We start from the raw sequence: 22,030 nt of genomic DNA on the forward strand, positions 1-22,030 counted from the left end.
TTACTCCGCAAGCCACGGCTTGAACGGCTCCAAATCCAAACCGCTGGGCACATACCAGACCTTCCTGGTCTTATCCCACTGTGCCCCCAGCGCCTTCACCACGTCCTTATTCTCATACGCGACCCGAAGATCGCGGTGTCCAACCGCCTGTGCCGGTGCGGCCATGTTGCGGCGTAGCGCGGTGTCCGCGCGCTTCTGAATCGCGGCCAGTTGCATCCGTTCAACGAATACGCTCCGCCTTGCAGCTTCTTCCGAGGAAACCAGCGTCAAGCGCGCTTTCGTCCGTGTGGCCGCCACATAGAACAGATTCTCTTCTTCCCCCAAATCCCGCAGCGGATTCGGAAACTCGCCCGCGTCCATGAACGGCAGGACGACGTGGTCGAATTCTTTGCCTTTCACATTCACGATGCAGTCCATCAACACCGCGTTCTTTCCAGGCCTGGCGCCAACGAACGCTTCCGCGGCGCCAATCCATTCGGAAAACTGGCTCAGCGTCTTGCCCGAGTTCTGTGCCGTGGTGATGAACCCGCTGACGGATTTCGTGACGACCGAGGCTTCATACGGGTGGACGTATAGCCGTTTGGCCAAATTATCCATGTCCATGATGTCGCAGACCTTCTCCAGCGCGGTATGGGCAGGCGAGTCGACGGACAAGCCGCGCAGGAATGACACGGCGTCCGCGATGCGGGTGCGGGCAGAGACGCTGCCCACGCGTTGAATCTGGCCGTCGAAAAAGTGCTTCAACGCCGACGGCTCTTTGGCCAGGGTGGATTTGGCCTCGCTCAGCGCTTCCGGCGTCAGCGGCACTTCTGCAAAGGTTGCCAGCGCTTCCACGATGGCCTCTCGCGTAGTCGGCGACGCCACGTGATGGAAGTCGTCCAGCGCGATGGCAATCATGCCGCGCAGGAACAGGATCTCTTCGCGCAACAGGTAGCTGTTCATCGTCAGCGTGCGGTATTGCAGGCCGGCGTTCATCAGCGCATTCTCTATTTCGATGGACTGGTGGGCATCGCGGAACAGGATGCAGCAGTTCTCCAGCTTCTTGCCGTCCTGCTTCCATTGAATAACCGCCTTGACGACCTCGGCGCCGCACGCGCCCGGTGTGTTGGCGTAGGTCAGTGCATGGATATCCGTGCGCACCGGAAGATTTGAATCGACGGGCTTGTGCTTGAACGCCTCCATGGCGTAGGCCAGATGGGGGCCATGGCGGTACGTCATCGTCAACGGGAAGCTGGCGCAGTCCGTAAAGCTGGATGCGATGCGATATTGCAGGAACGCTTCGTCCGCGCCCAGGTGCGAATAAATGACCTGATCCTTGTCGCCCACGCCGACGAAATAGGTCGTGTCCAGGCTGACTAGGGCTTCGACAATGCAGAACGAAGCCTCATTCATGTCATGCAGTTCGTCGCAAACCACCAGTTTGTGGTGGGGTAGGTCGTGGCGTGCGTCGGGGTTCGACCGCAGCAGGCGCGCCAGGTCATAGGTAGCATCGAAAAAGCCGCGGGCATCCACATAACCGAACACGTCAACGCGCTGCTTCTCGTATTCGATGGCCCACAAGTAGTCCGTCAGCGGAAGCCCCAAGGTTTCTGCCGCGTATTCGGGATCGTCGTCGCCGTCAGGCGCCAGCATCATCGTTGCCTTCAGCTTCAGCAGGTTGTCCAGGAACTGACTGACGGCGGTGTTGTGGGTACGGATATCGAGCAGGTCTGCGTATTGCGGATGGTTGTGCGCCACGTGCTCCAACACGGACAGCGCATAGCTCTGCTGTTCACGGGTAGATGGCAGCAGTGCCGGCTTGCCGTCCTCGAGGCGGGACAGGACTTGCTGGGCAAACGTTTCAACCGTTTGGACGGAGATCCGCTTGGCCGTGTTGTAGGCGATGCCGACTTCCACCAGCCGCGCTTGCAGGACCTGTCGGGCTTCGTCGGTGAAGGTCAGGGCAAGGATGTCTTCGGGCGCCAATCCCCGGGCAAGCGACTCCCCGATACGCAGGGCCAGCGTGGTGGTCTTGGCGGCCCCCGCGTTGGCGATCACCAGGCTCGCGCGGTTGCGCGAAGCCTGGATCCTTTTCTGTTCTTCGGTGGGAACAAATCCTGCAGGGAAGAACTGGGTGGGAGGGGAGCTTGTCGTCATCGGGGGGATAAAGGCGCGAGCAGAAATGTCGCTGGAATCAGGCCCCAGTGTAACGATTCCGAAAACGCGTCCGCCCAATGTAAGCGGCCGGCGGGCGCGCTGGGCACCCGCCGGCCGCTCAGGCCTTATTCCTGGCGCTTAGCGCACCGGCCAGCCGTACATCAGGCCGCCGTCGCGATAAGACGCGTTCAACCCGCGCGTCAGCTTCAGGGGGCTGCTGGGGCCCAGGTTCTTCTCGAAGCTCTCGCCGTAGTTGCCGATATGCTTGATGATGTTGTAGGCCCACTTGTCATCGACGCCCAGGTTCTTGCCCATGCCCGGGGTCACCCCCAGCAGGCGCTGCACGTTGGGGTTGGTGCTTTTCAGCATCTCGTCCACGTTCTTCGACGTGATGCCGTATTCCTCGGCTTCCAGCATGGCGAACATCGTCCAGCGGACGACGTTGAACCATTGCTCGTCGCCTTGGCGGACCATGGGGCCCAGCGGTTCCTTCGAGAAGTTCTCGGGCAGGATGTCGTACTTTTCCGGGTTCTCGAGGTTGGTGCGGGCCGCGGCCAGCTGGGATTTGTCGCCGGTGAACGCGTCGCAGCGTCCCACCGCGAAAGCGCGGATGATCTCGTCCAGGCGTTCCACGACCACCGGCTTGAAGACGATGTTCTGCGAGCGGAACCAGTCGGACAGGTTCAGCTCGGTGGTCGTGCCGGGCTGCACGCACACCGTCGCGCCGTCCAGTTCCTTGGCGCTTTTCACGTTCAGGGACTTGTTCACCATGATGCCCTGGCTGTCGTAGTAGTTCACGCCGACGCCGATCAGGCCCAGGGTGGTGTCGCGCGTCAGCGACAGGGTCGTGTTGCGCGGCAGGACGTCGACTTCGCCGGACTGCAGCGCGGTGAAACGTTGCACGGCGCTGACCGCCATGATCTTGGATTTGGAGGCGTCGCCAAACATGGTGATGGCAAGCGCGCGGCACAGGTCGACGTCCAGGCCGATCCAACCGCCCTTGCTGTCGTTCACGGAGAAGCCCGCGACGCCCGTGGAGACGCCGCATTGGACGAAGCCTTTGTTCTTCACGCTGTCGAAAGTCACGCCGGCGTTGGCAGCGGCCCAGGACGAGAGGAATAAGGCGGTGCCTGCCGCAACATGTTTGAGTGCTTTCATGGTGTCTCCGCGCAGAATGCGCATGGTATTCGTCCGCCAGTGGGCGGATGTGCGCGGAATGGTAGCTATCGGGCTGAAACGGGAATATCAGGGAATTCCCGTTAAATCCACTAAGCGGAATTTGCGTGGCAATAAGGGCAATTGGAATCGATGCTTGACCCGACCCCCGGCTTCCGATTCTCCGTACCCGCTTGCCCGGCGTGAGCGCATTCATGCGACAGCCATTGGCTCAGCCTGTCATAGCTTTCCATGTTGCTGCGCCAATTGGGCGCGCACAAATAGTAGCCAAGCGGGCTTTCAAACGTGCGGTCGAAGATGTCGACCAGTTGCCCCGTCGCCAGCTCTTTTTCGATCAGGCAGTGAGGCATCAGCGCGACGCCAAACCCGGACGAGGCCGCCTGGATAATCATCGAAAACAGATTGAACCCTGGCCCGAAACGCGCGCGGTCATAATCGCCGAGATAGGTGGAAAACCAGTATTCCCATGACAGGGGAATTTCAATGTGCTGCAGCAGCGTGCATCGCTTGATGTCTTCCAGGCTGCTTATCGGATGCTGTTCCAGGTATTCGGGTGAGCAGACCAGCCGCGTTTCCCGGCCGGTCAGGTACATGGCATCCCCGTCATGCCAATCCCCATAGCCATATTGGATCGAGGCATCGAAATCCAGTTCGGTGCTCTTGTAATCGGCCACGCTGTATCGGACGAAGTTGATGGAGATGTCCGGGTTGACGTCGCGAAAGGTCTTCAACCGGGGAAACAGCCATTGCGCCGCGAAGGTGGGCGCAGCGGATACGTTCAGCGATTTGGCCGATTGCTGCGTGGCCATGACCTGCGACGTGGCGCTTTCCAGCGTGTGCAGCGCAGGCCGGATCAGGCTCAGGTAGGTAGCGCCCATGCGGGTCAATTGCAGGCCGCTGGTGGCGCGGATGAACAGCGCGTGCCCCAGGTAGCTTTCCAGCGTGGCGATGTGCCGGCTGATGGCGCTTTGCGTGACGAACAGTTCTTTTCCCGCCTTCGAGAACGACAAATGACGGGCCGCCGCGGTGAACGCATTCAACTCAGAAAGGGTGGGGCAGCGACGTCTCATAGGGGGTATGAGTAATGCTCATAAGGCTGTTCGAATTTGTGTCGGACGCCTAAGGGGAGACCCGGTATCGGACGTTTGGATTGTACCGGTAGAGTTCGCCATGCTGAATTTCCTGCATGTCGAACGGATAGCGTGATTTATTTATGAAGCCGGTTGTTGTCAAGAATTGCAAGATTTTGAATACCCGATCGTTGGCGCTGGAAGCCGCGGCAAATGTGCTGATCGAAGACGGGAAGATCTCCCGCATCAGCGCCGACGAGATCGCGTCGCCCGATGCGCAGGTAGTGGATGCGAAGGGCATGACCTTGATGCCCGGCATGATCGATTGCCACGTGCATGTGGTGGCTTCGTCATTCAATCTGGGCCGCGTGGCGGCCTTGCCGAACGCGTTGGCGCTGCTGCGCGCCTTGCCGATCATGCAGGGCATGCTGGACCGGGGCTTTACCTCCGTGCGCGATGCCGGCGGGGCGGACTGGGCGCTGGCGCAGGCGGTGCTGGACGGGGTGATCGACGGGCCGCGCCTGTACTGCTCGGGCAAGGCGCTGTCGCAGACCGGTGGGCACGGCGATTTCCGTCAACGCAATGATGAGCTTGATCCTTGCCCGTGCTCGGTCAAGATCGGCAATATCGGCCGGGTCGTCGATGGCGTGGACAACTGCCGCCTGGCGGTGCGCGAAGAAATCCTGAAGGGCGCGACGCAGATCAAGGTCATGGCCTCTGGCGGCGTGGCCTCGCCCAATGATCCGATCCAGAACCTGGGCTTTTCCGAGGCAGAGCTGATTGCCATCGTGGAAGAGGCCAGCAACGCCAATACTTACGTGATGGCACATGCGTACACGCCGCGTGCGATCTCGCGCGCCGTGCGCTGCGGCGTGCGCACCATTGAACACGGCAACCTGGTCGACCGCGAGGCGGCGCTGGTCATGAAGGAGCACGGCGCCTACATGGTGCCCACGCTGATCACCTATGAAGGCCTGGCCAACGACGGCGAGCGCTATGGCTTGCCGTCGGACTCCGTGAAGAAGATCGCCACGGTGCGCACGCACGGTCTGAAGGCGCTTGAGATCCTGGACGAAGTGGGCGTGAAGATGGGCTACGGCAGCGATCTGCTGGGCGAGACCCACTACATGCAGGCGGACGAACTGGCGCTTCGGGCCGGCGTGCTGGGCAATGCCAAGGTCATCCAGCAAGCGACGCTGATCGGCGCCGAGATCCTGAACCAGGAAGGCTTGCTGGGCGAAGTCTGCGAAGGCGCCTATGCAGACCTGCTGCTCATCGACGGCAATCCGCTGGACGACATCGCGCTCTTGGCCCGGCCCGATTCGATCAAGCTGATCATGAATCGCGGCCTGCTGCACAAGAACGCCTGCTGACGTTCCCTCATCCCTCTTTCTCCGGAACCCTCCAACATGTATTCCGTATCAGACCGCCTGGAGCGGCTGCCGTTCTCAAGCTTCCATTTCAGGCTGCTGATGATCGGCGGCCTGGGGCTTGCGTTTGAAGCGCTGGACGCCGGCATCATCGCGTTCATCATCCCCTCGTTGCGCGTGCAGTGGGGCCTGTCCACCGGCCAGATCGGCTGGATCGCCAGCAGCACCTACGTGGGCTTTCTGGTCGGCGCGTTGTTTTCGGGGATCCTGGGCGACCGCTACGGCCGCAAGAAGATCATGATGTGGGCGCTGCTGCTGTTCTGCGTGGCGACCTTCATCAACGCCTTCGCCCGCAACTATCACGAGTTCTACATCCTGCGCATGATCGCGGGCATCGGCATGGGCGCGGAAGGCGCCATCATCGCGCCCTATCTGGCCGAATTCGTCAGCAGCAAGTACCGCGGCCGCTTCACGGGCGCGTTGGCCGGCTTCTTCTCGTTCGGCTTCGTGATGTCGGCCTTGCTGGGCTATTTCATCGTGCCGTTGAGCGACGACGGCTGGCGCTGGATCATGATCATCGCGTCGGTGCCGGTGGTGTTCCTGCTGTGGTGGCGCAAGTCGCTGTTCGAGTCGCCCCGTTGGCTTGAGCATACCGGGCAGACCGTCGAAGCCGACCGCATTTGCTCGGCGATCGAAGCCGACGTGCAGAAAAAGCTGGGCCGCCCGCTGCCCACGCCGATTGCCACCCGCAAGGCCGCTTCCGCCGCCGCCGAGCCCCAAGGCGCGATGGCCAAGCTGGCCTCGCTGTTCTCGAAGACCTATCTGGGCACGACCGTGCTGGTCTGGGTGTTCTGGATCACCGTGCTGTTCTGCTACTACGCCTTCCTGGTGTGGATTCCCAGCCTGCTGGTCGAACGCGGCTTCACGATCACCAAGAGCTTCTCGTACACCATCCTGATCTACCTGTCGCAGATTCCGGGCTACTTCTCGGCCGCGTACTTCAACGACAAGATTGGCCGCAAGTACACCATCCTGATCTATATGCTGCTGTCGTGCCTGTCGGCGCTGGGCCTGGCGTTGGCCAGCGGCGAACAGCAGATCATCATGTTGAGCATGCTGCTGTCTTTCGGCATGAACGGCGTGATCGCGGGCCAGTACACGTACACGGCCGAGATCTATCCCACGTCGATCCGGGCCACCGGCATGGGCGCGGCCTCGGCGTTCGCACGGATCGGCTCGATCGCGTCGCCGACGATCGTGGGCGTGGCGTATCCGGTGCTGGGCTTTGCGGGGGTGTTCGCGATGATGACGGCGATTCTGCTGGTCGGCGGCCTGGGCATCCTGTTCTTCGGCAAGAACACGCGGGGCGTGGTGCTTGAGGAGATCAACGCATGACGCCGGCATCCGTGTTTTCGCCTTGGGCCGGGTACGCGCGCGCCTTGGGGCTGGCAAGCGGCCGCCAGGCGCAGTGGGACGTCGTGTCCGGTTTGCTGGAGGCGGCCTTCGGGCATCGGCTCTTCACTGCGCTACTGTACCTGGAGGAACACCGCCTGATGAAGCGCCTTTACACCTCCGACGACAGCATCAGCCCCTTGGGCGGCTTCAAAGCGACGGGAAACGGCCCCTGGTCGCGCCATGTGCTGGAGCAGGGGCGGTTGTACGTGGCCAGTAACGAAGACGATGTGCGCTCGGTGTTTTCGGAAGCGCCGATGCTCATCGATCGCGGTCTGCAATCGGCGTTGAATATCCCGGTGCGCCACGAAGGCCGGGTGATCGGTTCGCTGAATTTGCTGGCGGGCCGCCATGCCTACGACGGCGCCGATCAGGACCTGGCGGCGGTGATTGCCGGTTTGTGCACGCCCGTTTTCCTTGAGGAAATGTGGGCCGCGCAATCGGCGGCGGCAGAGGTGGACCGGTCTCAGCTCGACAGCGTCTGAGACGGCTCGGTCAGCACGGCGCGCACCGTCTCCGGCGTGAAGGGCGCTTCATAGAAGCGCCGCCCCGTGGCGTCGAAAAGAGCGTTCGCGATGGCGGCGGGGCCGGGAACGGAGGCGGATTCGCCCGCACCCATGGGCGGTTCGTCCTGGCGCGGCATCAGCAGCACGTCGATGGGCGGCAGGTCCTTGAAGCCGATGATGGGATAGCCGCCCCATTCGCGGCTGGCCACGCCTGCCGTATCGAAATCGACTTTCTCCATCAGGCTGCGGCTTAGCGTCTGGTTCACGTTGCCATGGATCTGGTGGCGCACGCCGTCGGGGTTGACGATCATGCCGGTGTCTTGGCCGACGACGATGCGCTCGACGGTGATGCGGCCGGTGGCCGGGTCGACGCGCAGGTCGATGACCCACGCCGCCCAGGCGGCGCCGAAACCGGGAAACTTGCTGTGTACGTATCGGGCATACGCCACGCCGCGTCCGCGCAACTGGCCGTCGGCGCCGGGCGTGCCGCGGCTGCCCCGCGTGCGCGGGCGCCAGCCTGCGCGCTGGGCCGTGGCGTCGATCAGCGCGACGGCACGCGCGTCATCCAGATGGCGAACGCGGTATTCGACAGGATCCGCGCCCGCTGCGTGGGCGAGTTCGTCGATCATGCATTCATGCGCAAAGGAATTCGGCAGCGCCGACACGCCGCGCAGCCACGAGGCGCGCACCAGCGGCGCCATGTCGTGGCAGACGACGCGCCGGTTCGGGTAGCGATAGGGCGGTGCCGCCGTGCGGTCGCCCATCTCCAACGTGCGCGGCTCGGTAGAGATCGCACCCGTCAGCAGCAGCGCCAGGATGGGCGCGTCATTGGAGGGGTACCGCACGGCGAAGTCGTAGGCCAGCAGATCGCCATTGGCATTGATCGCGGCGCCGACATCCATCAATTGGCCGGTGCCCTTGGGTTCCCACTGATGTTCCTGTTCGCGGGTGAGCTGCACGCGCACCGGCGCGCCCACCGCCATGGACAGCAACGCCGCGTCGGCGCAGACGTCGTCGGCGCAATTGCGGCCATAGCAGCCGGCGGCTTCCAGCCGGATCAGTTCTATCTGGCCTTCGCCCAGTTTCAGCAGGCGGTCCAGGTCGGTGCGCAGCATGTGCGGGTTCTGCGAACCGGTCCAGACCGTCAGGCGGCCGTCGCGGAAATCCGCGACCGCGCAAGAGGGGCCGATGGAGGCATGCATCTGGTAGGGCCAGACGTAGCTGCGGCGCAGGTGCGTGGCGGCGTGGGCGCACGTGGCGTCGACGTCGCCCTCTTCGATCAATGGCCGGGCGCGCGCGGGATGGGCGCGGATGGCCTCGGCAAGGTTATCCAGGCGGGGCGCGGGCGGCACGGGCTTCCAGCGGACCTTCAGTGCGCGCATTGCGGCAATGGCCTGTTCTTCGCGATCCGCCACCACGCCGATGAAGTCGCCTTGCGCCACGACCTGCACGTTGCCGGGCAGGTGGGCGACGGATTCCCGGTCCAGATCGATCAGGCAGCGGCCGATGAAGTCGCCGGCGTCGCGTCCCGGGTGGGGCGGGCGGATGACGCGCCCATGGCGCATGCCGGGCACGCGCACGTCATGGACGAAGCTGAGCTCGCCGGCGGCCTTGGCGGGGATGTCGACCCGGGCCACGCCTTGCCCGACGATCCGGTAGTCTTCGGTGGGCTTCAGGCGGACCGGTTGATCGGGCGGCGCCAGCGTCAATCGTGTGTGCTGGCCGCGCACCAATTGGCCATAGTGCAGTTGGCGCGGGTCGCCGACGTCGCGGGGTCGGATCACCCCGTCGCGTACCTGAAGCGCGTCGCGCGGCAGGTCCCATTGCTGCGCTGCCATGGCGAGCAGATGCTCGCGGGCCTGGGCGGCGGCGCGGCGCAGGGGAACCGCCGATATCTGGATGCTGGCGCTGGCAATCGTTGGCCCCTGGTTGGGCGCGGCGTTGGTGTGGCCCAGCACCATGTCCAGGCGCGCCATCGGCACATCCAGTTCTTCCGCCACGATCTGGGCCAACGACGTCTTGATGCCCGTGCCCAGGTCCACATGGCCGTTGAAGGCAAGCACGCGCCAGTCGGAAGGGTCTGTTCCTTCCGGGAGAAGGCTGCTGCCGCCCAGCACTGCAATGAAGATCTCCGGCGTCGCCTGGACGTAATCGGTTGCGGTCCCGGGCTGGCCCGGCGCAGGGCGCGGCGGTGCCGACGGCTCGCGCACGATCAGCAGCGCGTCGGGGTGGGCGAGCAGCGTGCCAACCAATGCTTGAGGCTGAGGCAGGGTCATGGGGCAGAGGGCATTCGGGCCAGGGGAATGATTATGCCGGCATTACCTGGCGCCAGACAGCGGGGTTTGCGCCAGGGCGTCGGTATCGGAGATGGCCTGGGCCAGGGGCATGACGGCGGCGTACTTCTGCGCCATGTCGAACAGGTTGGCGTCGTGCGGCCCCAAGGCGCGGTCGCCGCAGCAGTCGGACACGACCAGCGGCCGGAAGCCCGCCTGCATCGCGTCCACCACGCTGGCCCGCACGCAGCCGCTGGTGACGCAGCCGGCAACCAGCAGGGTCTGCACGCCGCGCTGCGCCAGCCAAGGCGCCAGCATGGTGCCGAAGAAGGCGGACGGAGTGCTTTTGCGTACCACGTATTCGCCAGTGGCCGGGGCCAGTTCGGGCACGATGGCGCTGTTCTCGCTGTGTTCCTTCAGGGCCAGCATGGCGGGCACCTTCAGGCAGAAAATGTTGCTGTCCGCGTCGTCGTCGGAGAAGACGATGCGGCTATGCGCCACCGGCCAGCCCTGTGCGCGGGCGTGCGCCAGCAGGTGGCGGGTCTGCGCGATGGCTTCGGGGATGTTGCCGCCGCCCAGCACCGCGGGATCGGCAAAGCCGTTGACGAAGTCGACGATCAGCAGCCCGAAGGGGGCCTTGAGCGGCAGCGGCGTGCCGAAGCCTTGGCGCGAATAAGCGGATATGTCGCCGGAAGCGCCTTGGGCGGGAATGGTCTGGGCGGTTGCGTTCATTTGTCTTCCTTGCGGCGGGCGGCGCGGGCCAATCCCGGTTCGTCCTGCACCACGCCGTTGATCACGACAGGCTGGTCATCCAGCGCGACGCTGCAATGGCGCATCGGGATGTCGATGTGGCAGGCGGTGGTGCGGCTGCCGCCGGCTTCGTTATTGGGCCCCATGGACCACAGGAAGTTGCCTTCGAAGGCGCGGGCGTCCATGCCGATGTGGGCTTCCTTGTTGTAGTGCGCCAGCATGGACCACTGGGCGCGCGGTTGCAGGCCCCAGCCGATGTGCGACACGGCATAGGCCTCGGGGTCTTCGTAGGCGGCCATGTATTCCTTGAGGATGTCCGCCTGCAGCCCGCCGTTGATGCGCGTGACGTAGCCTTGTTCGATGACGAGTTCGATCGGCTCGGTCACGTAGTCTTTCATGGGCAGCAGGATGTCTCCGCGGTCCAGCACCACGCGCCCTTGGCTTTGGCCTTCATTGGGCCAGGTCAGCACGAAGCCACTGGGCCAGTGGTCCCAGCGGCCAGGCTGGTCCACGAAGCCATATTCCGAGATCGCCGGAAAATCCCCCAATTGGCAGCGCAGGTCGGTACCGGCCGCAGACGTGATGCGCATTTGCCGCGACGCCTCGATCCGGCGCGCGGCGGCCTGCACGCGGATGCGGTCCGCCTCGGTGGGCACCAGCCGGCACAGCACTTCGGGCGGCTCGATGGCCAGCAGGATCTTGGTGCCGGTCTGCAGGATCTGGTGCTGTTCCGGCGAGAACAGCAGCGTCATCAGGTCCAGCACCAGATCGCTGGCCGTCAGCGCCGCGATGGCGGCCGGGTTGCCGGTCAGCGGGGTAGTGCCCAGATAGGCCAGGGCGTCGCGGCTGATGGACTTGTCGGCGTTCACGGGCGGCAGGTCCAGCCGGTTGACCCGCGCGCCCATGTCGGTGGCGGCGGCGATGGCGCAGCGCAGGGTCTGCGGATGCGTGTCGGCGCCGGTAAGCACGGTGACAATCTGGCCGACTTCTAGCCGGGAAAGCGTAAGCACCTGCTTCCAGGCGTGGATCAGATCGATATCGCTGACGGACATGGAGATTCCTTGTGGCGGCAGATTGGGGAAAAGGGTGGCGGCGGGTCAGTCCACCGCCCGGCCGAGGAAGTCGCCGAACGCGGCATAGAACCCGGCCTCGTTGTCCCAGGGGATCATGTGGCCCGCGCCTTGCACCCGCACGTGCTGCGTCTGCGGCGCCAGGCTTTGCCATTCGGCCACGTCGTCGTCGCCCACGACGCCGCCTTTTTCCGCGGTCATCAGCAGCAGGGGAAGCGCGATGCCGGGCAGGTCGGCGTGGATGTCGTCGCGGCCGAAGTCCTCGAAGCTCTGGACGATGGCGGGTTCATGGCACGTGTGCAGCCACTGGGCACGCAGTTGGCGCTGCGCCTCGGTCCACGTCGGGCAGAACGCCCGCATGTCTTCGGCGCTCATGCCATGAGCGGCCTGGCGGATGGAGTCCACGTACCAGGCCAGGTTGGCGGGGTAGGCGCGGCGGCCGGGGCCGGATACGGGCGGGTCGACGATGACCAGGCGCGCCAGGCCTTGCGGCTTCCGGCTGGCGGCGCGAATGGCGATGCGGCCGCCCATGGAGTGGCCGACCAGTGCGTAGCGTTCCAGTCCCAGCGCCTGGGCGAAGGCCGTCACGTCAGCCGCTTGCGCGTCCAGGCCGTAGTCCAGGTCCGGGCCGGATGCCGACAACCCGCGTCCGCGCACGTCCAGCACATAGGTATCGAACTGGCGGCCCAGGTGTTCGGCTACGAAGCCCCACGTCACCGCGGGACTGGTGATGCCGGGGATGACGATGACGGCAAGGCGTTCGGCGCGTTCGCCGGCGTTGCCGCCGTAGCGCAGATAGTGCTGGCGGATACCGTTGGCGTGGACGTGGCCGCCGTACAGATAGGTGCTGGCAGGGGAAGTGCTGGCTGCGTGGTTCATTGCGGATTCCTGGAATAGGGGTAGGCGCCGGAGAGCAGGGCGCCCGCGCCGGGCACCACCGGGTCCAGGCCCAATTCTTTGAGGATGGCGTAGGTGGTGGCGATGGAGGCCGTTAGCACGGGCTTGCCCGTTTCGGCCTCCACTTGCGACACGGCGGGCAGCGACGGCATCTGCACGCAGGCGGACAGCACGATCACGTCGGCGTCGGCCACATTCATGCCGGCGACGATGCCGGGCAGGCGGGCAGGGTCGTGGCGGCCCACCTCAAGGTTGTCGGGGATTTCCAGCGCGCGCCAGTCGACGATCTCGAAACCTTCGGCGGCGATGTAGTCCATGACCAGTTCGGTTAGCGGCACCATGTAGGGCGCCACCAGCGCGATCTTCTTTGCGCCCATGACGTGCAGCGCGTCAACCAAGGCCCCGGCGCTGGTGATGACGGGGGCGGACGCGCCGTTTTCGGCGGTGCGCTCAGTCAGCCGCTTCTGCGAGACGCGGTGGTAGCCCCGGCCCATCGCCATGATGGCCACCAGGCAGGCGTAGCCCAACACGTCGACCCGCGCATCGCTCAGTTCCAGCGCGCAGCGGTCGCTCTCGGCATCCATGGCTGCCAGCTCTTCCTTCTGCACCTTCTTCATGCGCATCCGGCTGGAATGGAACGTGAAGCGGTCTTCGGGCCGCAGCGACGAATGCGCCTGCAGCATCGCGGGGACTTCGGTTTCCATGGTCGTGTTGGAACTGGGGACGATCTGGCCGATTCGAAAATTCTTCGTCATGGGGTGCCTTGAAGGGTGGGCCTAGGGTTTCCGATAAATTCAAAAGAAGCGTATACGCTCTATTCTTGCAAAGAGCGAGGCAGATAGCCAACCTGGTTTTCATAGTGGTTTTCACCTAATGCGGTGAAAAACATGCACTATTTTGGTGATCTTTCTTCGGGTTTACGCGTGGTTTGAAAAAATAGATGTCGAGAAATGAAGTGTGTACTTCATAATTTTCAAATCCCCAGGCCGTGTTCAGGCATCGACCGAGCGGCGGCCGGCAACGTGTTCAAGCATTCACTTATCCAGTCATTGACCATCCAGCAAGGAGAAGCTCCGTGTCTACATCCCCCCGCATCGCCATCGTCGGCGCCGGTCTTGGCGGCGCCGCAACCGCCGCGCTGTTGCTCAACGAAGGACTGAACGTCCGCGTCTATGAGCAGGCGCCGGGTTTTTCGCGGCTAGGGGCCGGCATCCATGTGGGGCCCAACGTCATGAAGATCCTGCGCCGCATCGGCGTGGAAGACGCGCTGAACGCCCAAGGCTCCCATCCCGACTACTGGTACAGCCGCCACTGGCAAACGGGCGACATCCTGGCGCAGATTCCGCTGGGCGACTACGCCGTCAAACACTACGGCGCGTCCTACCTCACGGTGCATCGGGGCGACTTCCACGCCTTGCTGATCGACGCGCTGCCGAAAAGCGCCGTCGCCTACGACAAGTCCTTGACCAAGGTAGAAGACCGGGGCGACGTGGTGGTGATGCACTTTGCCGACGGCACGTCGGAAGAGGCCGACATCGTGATCGGCGCCGACGGCGTGAACTCGCGGATCCGCGAAGAATTGCTGGGGCCCGAACTGCCGAAATACGCGGGGTATCTGGCGCACCGCGCGGTGTTCCCGACGCCGCCGGTCAAGGGCGGCATGTTGCCGTTCGATGCCTGCGTGAAGTGGTGGAGCGACGACCGCCACATGATGACCTACTTCGTGACCGGCAAGGCCGACGAGCTCTATTACGTCACTGGCGTGCCGGTGGAGCATTGGGACTTGAACGACCGCTGGCTGCCCAGCAGCAAGGACGAAATGCGCGAGGCCTTCAGCGGCTGGCATCCCACGGTGCAGGCGCTGATCGACGCTACGGTAGAGGTGACCAAGTGGTCGCTGCTGGAGCGCGATCCGCTGCCGCTGTGGAGCCTAGGCCGCCTGGTGCTGTTGGGCGACGCCTGCCATCCGATGAAGCCCCACATGGCGCAGGGCGCGGCCATGGCCATCGAAGACGGCGCGATGTTGGCGCGCTGCTTCAAGGAAGTGGGCGTGGACCATCACGAACTGGCGTTTGCGCTGTATGAGGCGAACCGTGCCGAGCGCGCCAGCAAGGTGCAGCGCATTTCGCACGACAACACCTGGTTGCGCACCAATGAAGACCCGTCGTGGTGTTTCGGCTACGACGTCTTCAGCGAGCCGCTGGTCGAGCCCAAAGCCCGGGCCGCGGCATGATGCGCGCCGCGACGCCGGGCAACAAGGGACCCCGGCAAAAGAAGGGACTTGATCCCTGGCCCGCGTAGCGGCAACCTTTCACCCTTTCAAACTGCAGCCACGCGCCACGCCCATGGGATCCTCAGTCAATCCAAGCAGCGCCCCGCAACCGATCCGCTTGACGGTCAATGGGAGCGCGCACGACGTGTCGGCAGCGCCCGATACGGCGCTGCTGCACGTGCTGCGCAACGACCTTGAGTTGAACGGCCCGAAGTACGGCTGCGGCCTGGGCGAATGCGGCGCGTGCACGGTGCTGATCGACGGCGTGGCGGCGCGGTCTTGCGTGATCCCGGTCAGGGCGGCGCAAGGGCGGGCGGTGACCACGCTGGAAGGGCTGGGCACGCGGCAGCAGCCCGGGCCGACGCAGCAGGCGTTCATCGACTGCCAGGCGGCGCAGTGCGGCTATTGCCTGAACGGAATGATCATGACGGTGGAGGCCCTGTTGCGCCGCAACCCCTGCCCCACCGAGCAAGCGCTGCGCAGCGAACTGCACCACAACCTGTGCCGCTGCGGCACGCATGTGGAAATCATGCAGGCGGCGTTGCGGGCCGTGCAATTGCGCGCGGCGGCTGTCACGCAAGAGCCCGCCCGATGAGCGCGCACGCTTGCGCGGCCCCGTCGGGTAACGCTTGCCTGCCGGCCGCATTGCCCCCCGATCTGCTGCACGGCATTGCGTTGCGTCCGCCTGAACTGGCGTGGGACGGCACGCGTTACCGCGGAAGCCAATTGCTGGGCGCGCGCCTGGCTGAGGTCCGAACCCGGGCCGGGGTGGTGGCCGTGGTGCAGCACACGCACTTCGTGGGCGTGGTGGCGGTATCGCCGCTGTACGCCCGCCAGGCGGCTGTGGATCTGGCGCCCGTTTGGCAGGGGGGGCCTGCGGTCGAGACTCCCCGCTTGTCTTCGTCCGGCCCCGATCTGGTCGGTTACGGCCTGCGGCTTCCGTCGGATGAACCCCGCGTGGGCGTTCGGGTCACTGCATGGAGCCTGAACGGGCATACCAGCGTGTGGCTGCCGGCTTGCACGCAGGCGGTTCAACAGATTCTGCGGGGCGAGCTGGCTGCCGTGCTGCAACAGCCCGAGGCAGCGATAGGGCTGACGGTTGTTGATGCCGATGATGCGCTCGTTGGGGGATCGGATGCGGTGCATCCGCTGGATCTGATGGATGCGGCCGCGGATGCGGCGTTGCTGTCGCAGGCGGTAGGCCGGCCGGTCTGCGTGGCCTGCCAGGCCGAGGCAGCGGATGAGCTGGTGCTGTACGTGCCGCAAGCGGCCGACTGGATCGAGCCGGTTCCGGGTCCGGCTGCGATGGTGCCCGCCGCTGGTGGCAATCAGGCTTTGACCACGGCATTTACCGCGGACGCGCCTTGGGCGATGCGCCCCAGCTTGGCTCGCCTATTGAGCCAGCCTGGGCAGGCGCGGGCCGCCGCGCAGCCGACGGTGCACAGCGACGTTGCGGTGCAGACCGGCAAGCGGGCTTCCGTGCCGCTCCGCGCCAGCGTCGACGAGCTGAACGCGGCGCAAGTGTTTGCCCAGGAAAGCCGGTGGCATGAGCAGGCACTGGCCCGTGATGAAGATCCGCTGGCCTGGCGGTTGCAGCATCTGCCCGCGGGGCAGGGCCGGGAGCTGGCGCGTCGGGTCGTGGAGCAGGCGGGTCTGCCTGCAGCGGAGGACGAGGGCGAGACGCGCCTCGGCACCTTGCGGGGCAGGGGCTTCGCCACGGCGCAGGTGCAGTGTGTGGACGAGAGCGGTGCGGCCCGGATGGTGTGGAGCGCCTGGGTGGCCGAAGTCACCGTGCAGCCTCAAACCGGGCAGGTCGATGTGACGCGGGTCGTGGCCGGCCACGACAGCCAGCATCTGCATCCGGCGCAGCGCGCACCGGTCCTGCCGGCAATCGAACAGCAGACGCCGCGGCTGCTGGCCAATGCCCGCCGCCTGCTGGCAGGCCCGCCGGCATTCGATGACTGGTCCAGTCCGGCCATCAATGCCGCTGACGAGCAGAAATCAGGCGCGTTGGGTCGATACGAAGGGGCCAAAGACCTGTCTCGCCGTGATGGTGTCGACGGTGGTGGGGTGACGCAGGGGCAACTGAGCATGGACGGCGTCGTGACGTTACCGGCCGCCGCCGCCATCGCCAATGCCATCCAGGACGCAACGGGCGTGCGCCTGCGGCAAGTGCCGTTTGATTCCGAGCAGTTGCGCGTGGCGTTGGCTGGCCGTCGCCGGGATCGCTCGCGTAATCCGTTGGCGCGCGGCTGGGTGTGGCTGGCCGCTGGCATGGCGGGGCTGGCCGGCATGGCCGCCGCGTTGTGGCCGATGAAGCCGGCGCTGCCGCTGACCGCCGGCCCGGACGTGTCGCTGTATTCAATGCGCGCCATCGAACGCGGGCGCCTGGTGGCGGCCGCGGGCGATTGCGTCGCCTGCCACACCGCGCCCGGCGGCAAAGCCAATGCGGGCGGCCTGGCGCTGGACACGCCGTTCGGCACGATCTACACCACCAACATCACGCCCGACAACGACACGGGCATCGGCCGCTGGTCGTACACCGCCTTCGAGCGCGCCATGCGCCACGGCGTCCACCAGGACGGGCGGCAGCTGTATCCCGCGTTCCCGTACACGGCCTACGCCAAGCTGAGCGACGCGGACATGCAGGCGCTGTACGGCTATCTGATGTCGCAGCCTGCCGTGCGGGCCGAGCCGCCCAAGACGCAGTTGGCCTTCCCGTTCAATTTTCGTCCGCTGCTGGCGGGCTGGAATGCGCTGTTCCACGACGCTACGCCCTTTACGCCGGATCCGTCGCGCGGCGCGCAATGGCTGCGCGGCGCCTATCTGGTGCAGGGGGCGGGCCATTGCGCGGCCTGCCACTCGCCGCGTAACCGGCTGGGTGCGGAGAAGACGGGTGCGCACTACCTGGCCGGTGGCGAGGCCGAGGGCTGGACCGCGCCCGCGCTGAACCAGCTGGCCACGGGTGCCCGCGCCTGGACGGCAGACGAACTGTTCCAGTACTTGCGCACGGGATATTCCCCGCGCCACGGCGTGGCGGCCGGGCCGATGGCGCCGGTGATCCATGGCTTGGCCGAGCTGCCCGACAGCGACGTGAAGGCCATCACGACCTATTTGCTGGACTTGCCGCAAGCGGCGGGCGCTACGGCGGCCAAGCCGTCAGCGGAACCCTCGCGGGCACCGACGACGGTTCCCGTTTCCGTTCCCGCATCGCAGCCGGCTTCGCAATCGACGGCGCAACCGAATTCGCAACCCGCGGCTGCCGCCGCCACGATCCAATCGCTCCAGGGCCGGCGCGCAAACGGCGAACGCGTCTATCAGAACGCGTGCGCCGTCTGCCATGAAGCCGGCAGCGGCCCCACGCTGTTCGGCGTGAAGCCGCTGTTGAGTTCGAACACCAATATGCACGCCGCAACGCCCGACAACCTGATCCAGGTGATTCTCAACGGCATCCAGACCCCGGCCAACGACGAGCTGGGCTACATGCCGGGCTTCAAGGACGCGCTGGACGACAGGCAGATTTTGGACCTGATCGGCTACTTGCGGGAACGCCATGCGCCAGGCAAAGACCCCTGGCCAGACCCGACGAACACGATTAGCAGGCTGCGCGAGCACGCGGAGCTGAACTAAAGGAAGCGCGGCCACAACGCGTGCAGCAGTTTGTGTTGATCACAACAAGGGGTTTTTCATCTATGTCAGCTTCATTGGTTTCAGTGGACAAGGCCATTCAGGTGGCAGGTGTCGGCAAGTTCCAGTATCGGCTCTTCGTGATCTTCGGCCTGGTCTGGATGGCGGATGCCATGCAGGTGCTGTCGATCGGCTTCAGTGCGCCGTCTATCGCCAAGACCTTCGGCATCACCGTGCCGCAGGCGTTGCAAAGCGGCACGTTCTTCTTCATCGGCATGTTGATCGGCGCGTTTGTTTTCGGCCGGATGGCCGACCGTATCGGGCGGCGTCCGGTCCTGATGATCGCCGTGGTCATCGACGCCTGCGCCGGCGTGGCATCGGCCTTCGCGCCGGAGTTCACGTGGTTGTTGTTCCTGCGGTTCCTGACGGGCATCGGCGTGGGCGGCACGCTGCCTGTGGACTACACGATGATGGCGGAATTCCTGCCCAGCGACCGTCGCGGCCGCTGGCTGGTGCTGCTGGAATCCTTCTGGGCTGTGGGCACCATTTTCCTGGCGCTGCTGGCGCTGGCCGCAACGTCCTGGGGCGATGACGCCTGGCGCGTGATCTTCTTCGTGACCGGGCTGCCCGCCCTGATCGGCGTGGTGCTGCGCTTCTACATCCCCGAGTCGCCGATGTACTTGAACCGCAACGGCAAATCGGACCAGGCGCGCAAGGTGCTGGAGCGCGTGGCGCGGGTCAACCGCCGCGACGTCGATCTGCCCCACCTGCAGCCGGAAGTGCCGGTGCACAAATCGATGTTCGCGCTGTTCTCGGCCAGCTACCGCCGTCGCAGCATCGGGCTGTTCCTGGCATGGGCGCTGATCTCCATCGCCTACTACGGCGTCTTCGTCTACCTTCCCGTCAAGCTCAGCACGGAAGGCTTCGCCTTCATGCGCGGCCAGGAATTCCTGGTGCTGCTGGCGCTGGTCCAGTTGCCCGGCTTTGCGCTGTCTGCATACGGGGTGGAGCGTTGGGGCCGCAAGCCCACGCTGGTCGGCTTCCTGATCCTGAGCGCCGTGGGGTGCATGCTGTACAGCCTGGGCACGTCGCCGGCGGTGGTGATCGGTTCCACCTTGCTGATGAGTTTCTCGCTGCTGGGAACCTGGGGCGCCTTGTATGCGTTCACGCCCGAGGTCTACCCGACCGACCTGCGCGCAAGCGGCATGGGCATGGCGGGGGCGGTGGCACGGTTTGGCGGGCTGTTTGCGCCGGCCATCATCGCACCCATCATGACCAGCCACTTCACGCTGTCGCTGGTCGTGCTGTCCAGCATGCTGGTGGCCGGCGCCATCTCCATCTGGTCGGTGGACGTGGAGTCGCGCAACCGCGCGCTCGAGTGATCCGGGCTTGACGGGTCGCCTGGCTGATTGCCAGGCCGAATGAGCAACGGCGGCGAACGGGCTTCAGGCCTGTTCGTCGCCGTTCAGCATTTTGGTCAGCAGGAAATCCAGCGCCAGGCGTTCGGCGGGGTTCAGGTTGCCGTACGTGCTTTCGGTGATCTGCTTGGCGAACGGTTCCATCTGGGCGACCAGTTCCTGCCCGATGGGCGTCAGATTGATGACGACCTTGCGGCGGTCGATCGGGTCGTGGTCCACCTGAACCAGTTCGCGCTGCTTCAACCGGTCGACCACGCCGCGCACGGTGGCCTGGTCGATGACCGTCGCCTTGACCAGGTCGGCCAGCGAGCTCGCGCCATGGTCCCGCACCGAACACAGCACGACGAATTGCGCGGCGGTGAGTTGGGAGTCGGGAATGTATTGCTGGAATAGGGCGGTATGCCGCTGATAGACCCGCCGCAGCAGGTGACCTATCTGATCAGAAAACAAATAGCCATCCTTGGTGGACGAGGACTTGCCTTTCATAGTGCGCATAAGCCTATCTGAAGTACTGCGGTGAATATCATGACTTTTGTCAACGGTACACGGTTTGAGCGAAAGCGGGGTTTGCTTTGAAGCGAAAGTTAGTCCGCCAGCAGCTTCACCGTTTGCGGATTGAACGCACTGAAGGCGCCGCCGCAGCCGGCATAAGCGGCTGCCCGCGTCGGGACGCCCGTCGCGCGTATGGCCAGTTGATTGCGAGACTGCCGGACCTCGACAAAACGTTCGCCCTCAACGCTACCATCCGGCAGGAAATAGAGCTGGACACGCAACAGCGTCGATTCCCCGTCCACAGGCCGAGGCGGCCGGAAGGCCGGAACTTGCAGGGTAGCCGTCTGCCAGGTCTGCGGCGCATCAACCGTCTGCCAACGCACGGTCAGCGGTTGGTCCAGATCCAGGAACGCTCCGCCCACCGGATACGCGAAGTCGTGGCAGGTTGCGGGTAGCGGCGCCACCGAAGCGAGTGCGCGGTCGCCGACGTCCAGCGTTCGCCCATTGATCTCCAGCCGAGCAATGCCGTTCGGCGTGTAGTTCTGGGCCTTGAACAACACCAGCCCTTTCAGCTTCTTGCCGTCCAGCTGCTGCTCAGTCATGCCCGCCAGGCGTTGCAGCGCGGGTGCAACTTCCACATGATCGGGATAGTGGAAATAGAGATGCCTGAGCATCGTTGCTTCCTTCTTGCCAAGGATCGGAAAGAACGGCGATACGTCGGGGTAGGGAAGACGGGTCATTGGTAGTGAAGCGCCCCTTTCGCCGGACGCGACACGATAGGTGTAGCGCTCCAGGTTGTCGTTCAAGCGCGCGCCCGTATAAGGAAACGCGCTGGGGTTCGATTGCGGGTTGGGGTAGCGGGTAAAGGCCGCGAAACGCGCGGGTTCGCTGGCCGCAAGCGGCATGTCCGGACCCGCGCCCGACCAGGTGCTGGCGTAGGGCTTGGTATCGATCCACAGGTCCTTGCCACTCAGGTTGATATGCGTTTCGGCAATGGGCGGATGGGCGGCGCTGAACGAATCGTACTTTCCCTGCTCGATGGATTCGCTGATGGGATAAATCAGCAAGGCCGCCAAGGTCGGCAGGAAGAGCACCGCATGCACGCGGCCCGGCACCTGCCCGCGGTCGCGCGCCATATAGGCGAACCACGCGACCACCAGCACGATCGCAAGCGGCCCGCCCACCCAGATCGCCGCCGTGATCACGGCCACGATGCCCCAGCCGAGGTTCGGGGAGGCCACGGCGATGAGGCCCAGCGCGGCAAGCCAGCCCGCCAACGCGATCGAGATAATGATGCCGAAGCGGTAGTGCCGGTAGGTTTTTGTCGTCATCGCGCAGGGTGCGGAATGTCTTGCGGCATGCGCCACATCACGGTACTGGAACTGTACCTGACGCTACGGTGGGATGTCCCCCGAGGCGGGGAGCGGACTGCGATGTCTTCCAGCGACGTGCATGCTGAAAGCAATTTTGATGGTGCCCGGGGCCGGAATCGAACCGGCACGCCTTGCGGCGGGGGATTTT

The 22,030-nt window shown here is 64.9% G+C and carries 17 protein-coding genes; 7 read left to right on the top strand and 10 right to left on the bottom strand.

What is annotated here, in order from left to right; all coding sequences use genetic code 11:
• The 3 genes from ACO6D5_RS11140 to ACO6D5_RS11150 all read right to left on the bottom strand — a co-directional run bounded on the left by ACO6D5_RS11140 (window position 1) and on the right by ACO6D5_RS11150 (window position 4,352).
• Window positions 1–2,214: a UvrD-helicase domain-containing protein gene (locus ACO6D5_RS11140; protein ID WP_485825404.1), complete on the bottom strand. Its 2,214-nt coding sequence runs from the start codon at window positions 2,212–2,214 to the stop codon at window positions 1–3.
• 60 nt (window positions 2,215–2,274) lie between these two features.
• Window positions 2,275–3,294: an amino acid ABC transporter substrate-binding protein gene (locus ACO6D5_RS11145; protein ID WP_315525716.1), complete on the bottom strand. Its 1,020-nt coding sequence runs from the start codon at window positions 3,292–3,294 to the stop codon at window positions 2,275–2,277.
• A 110-nt stretch (window positions 3,295–3,404) separates the two neighbouring features.
• Window positions 3,405–4,352: a LysR substrate-binding domain-containing protein gene (locus ACO6D5_RS11150; protein WP_315525719.1), complete on the bottom strand. Its 948-nt coding sequence runs from the start codon at window positions 4,350–4,352 to the stop codon at window positions 3,405–3,407.
• Between the two features lie 173 nt (window positions 4,353–4,525).
• On the opposite strand from ACO6D5_RS11150, the gene ACO6D5_RS11155 reads away from it, so the two are divergent.
• The 3 genes from ACO6D5_RS11155 to ACO6D5_RS11165 are packed head-to-tail and all read left to right on the top strand — an operon-like array spanning window position 4,526 to window position 7,689.
• On the top strand, window positions 4,526–5,755 hold the full coding sequence (locus tag ACO6D5_RS11155) for a metal-dependent hydrolase family protein (RefSeq protein WP_485825405.1): 1,230 nt from the start codon (window positions 4,526–4,528) through the stop codon (window positions 5,753–5,755).
• Between the two features lie 36 nt (window positions 5,756–5,791).
• Window positions 5,792–7,147, top strand: coding sequence for an MFS transporter (locus ACO6D5_RS11160; RefSeq protein WP_485825406.1), 1,356 nt, complete (start codon window positions 5,792–5,794; stop codon window positions 7,145–7,147).
• Window positions 7,144–7,689 carry a GAF domain-containing protein gene (locus tag ACO6D5_RS11165; RefSeq protein WP_485825407.1) on the top strand — a complete coding sequence of 182 codons (546 nt, stop codon included), beginning with the start codon at window positions 7,144–7,146 and terminating at the stop codon, window positions 7,687–7,689. Before ACO6D5_RS11160 ends, ACO6D5_RS11165 begins: the two co-directional genes overlap by 4 nt.
• On the opposite strand, the gene ACO6D5_RS11170 is transcribed toward ACO6D5_RS11165, so the two are convergent.
• Genes ACO6D5_RS11170 through ACO6D5_RS11190 form a run of 5 tightly spaced genes read right to left on the bottom strand, consistent with a single transcriptional unit; the run spans window position 7,671 to window position 13,455 of the window.
• Window positions 7,671–9,986: a xanthine dehydrogenase family protein molybdopterin-binding subunit gene (locus tag ACO6D5_RS11170; protein WP_485825408.1), complete on the bottom strand. Its 2,316-nt coding sequence runs from the start codon at window positions 9,984–9,986 to the stop codon at window positions 7,671–7,673. The genes ACO6D5_RS11165 and ACO6D5_RS11170 overlap by 19 nt on opposite strands.
• 42 nt (window positions 9,987–10,028) lie before the next feature.
• Window positions 10,029–10,715 carry an isochorismatase family protein gene (locus ACO6D5_RS11175; RefSeq protein WP_485825409.1) on the bottom strand — a complete coding sequence of 229 codons (687 nt, stop codon included), beginning with the start codon at window positions 10,713–10,715 and terminating at the stop codon, window positions 10,029–10,031.
• Complete coding sequence (locus ACO6D5_RS11180) at window positions 10,712–11,785, bottom strand: 2,5-dihydroxypyridine 5,6-dioxygenase NicX family protein (RefSeq protein ID WP_485825410.1); 1,074 nt, start codon at window positions 11,783–11,785, stop codon at window positions 10,712–10,714. The genes ACO6D5_RS11175 and ACO6D5_RS11180 overlap by 4 nt, the downstream gene beginning before the upstream one ends.
• A gap of 45 nt (window positions 11,786–11,830) precedes the next feature.
• Window positions 11,831–12,682 (bottom strand): alpha/beta fold hydrolase, encoded by an 852-nt coding sequence (locus ACO6D5_RS11185; RefSeq protein WP_485825411.1) that lies wholly within the window; start codon window positions 12,680–12,682, stop codon window positions 11,831–11,833.
• Entirely contained in the window at window positions 12,679–13,455 is a 777-nt protein-coding gene (locus ACO6D5_RS11190; protein WP_315525738.1) for an aspartate racemase/maleate isomerase family protein, read from the bottom strand. The genes ACO6D5_RS11185 and ACO6D5_RS11190 overlap by 4 nt, the downstream gene beginning before the upstream one ends.
• 320 nt (window positions 13,456–13,775) lie before the next feature.
• Here ACO6D5_RS11190 and ACO6D5_RS11195 point away from each other — a divergent pair, with 320 nt between their 5' ends.
• The 4 genes from ACO6D5_RS11195 to ACO6D5_RS11210 all read left to right on the top strand — a co-directional run bounded on the left by ACO6D5_RS11195 (window position 13,776) and on the right by ACO6D5_RS11210 (window position 19,981).
• The gene (locus ACO6D5_RS11195) at window positions 13,776–14,933 is read left to right on the top strand and encodes an FAD-dependent monooxygenase (RefSeq protein WP_485825412.1); all 1,158 of its coding nucleotides are present in this window, start codon (window positions 13,776–13,778) and stop codon (window positions 14,931–14,933) included.
• Window positions 14,934–15,045: 112 nt separating this feature from the next.
• Window positions 15,046–15,567, top strand: a complete 522-nt coding sequence (locus tag ACO6D5_RS11200) for a (2Fe-2S)-binding protein (protein WP_485825413.1) — start codon at window positions 15,046–15,048, stop codon at window positions 15,565–15,567.
• A complete protein-coding gene (locus tag ACO6D5_RS11205; protein WP_485825414.1) occupies window positions 15,564–18,602 on the top strand; it encodes a c-type cytochrome in 3,039 nt (1,012 codons plus the stop codon). Before ACO6D5_RS11200 ends, ACO6D5_RS11205 begins: the two co-directional genes overlap by 4 nt.
• 62 nt (window positions 18,603–18,664) lie before the next feature.
• Complete coding sequence (locus ACO6D5_RS11210; RefSeq protein ID WP_315525747.1) at window positions 18,665–19,981, top strand: MFS transporter; 1,317 nt, start codon at window positions 18,665–18,667, stop codon at window positions 19,979–19,981.
• Window positions 19,982–20,044: 63 nt separating this feature from the next.
• Here ACO6D5_RS11210 and ACO6D5_RS11215 read toward each other — a convergent pair whose 3' ends face one another.
• Together ACO6D5_RS11215 and ACO6D5_RS11220 are read right to left on the bottom strand one after the other, a co-directional pair.
• Window positions 20,045–20,512, bottom strand: a complete 468-nt coding sequence (locus ACO6D5_RS11215; RefSeq protein ID WP_211186937.1) for a MarR family winged helix-turn-helix transcriptional regulator — start codon at window positions 20,510–20,512, stop codon at window positions 20,045–20,047.
• Window positions 20,513–20,601: 89 nt separating this feature from the next.
• Window positions 20,602–21,876, bottom strand: coding sequence for a hypothetical protein (locus ACO6D5_RS11220; protein WP_485825415.1), 1,275 nt, complete (start codon window positions 21,874–21,876; stop codon window positions 20,602–20,604).
• Window positions 21,877–22,030 lie beyond the last annotated feature (154 nt).

Source organism: Achromobacter sp. (assembly GCF_057314935.1).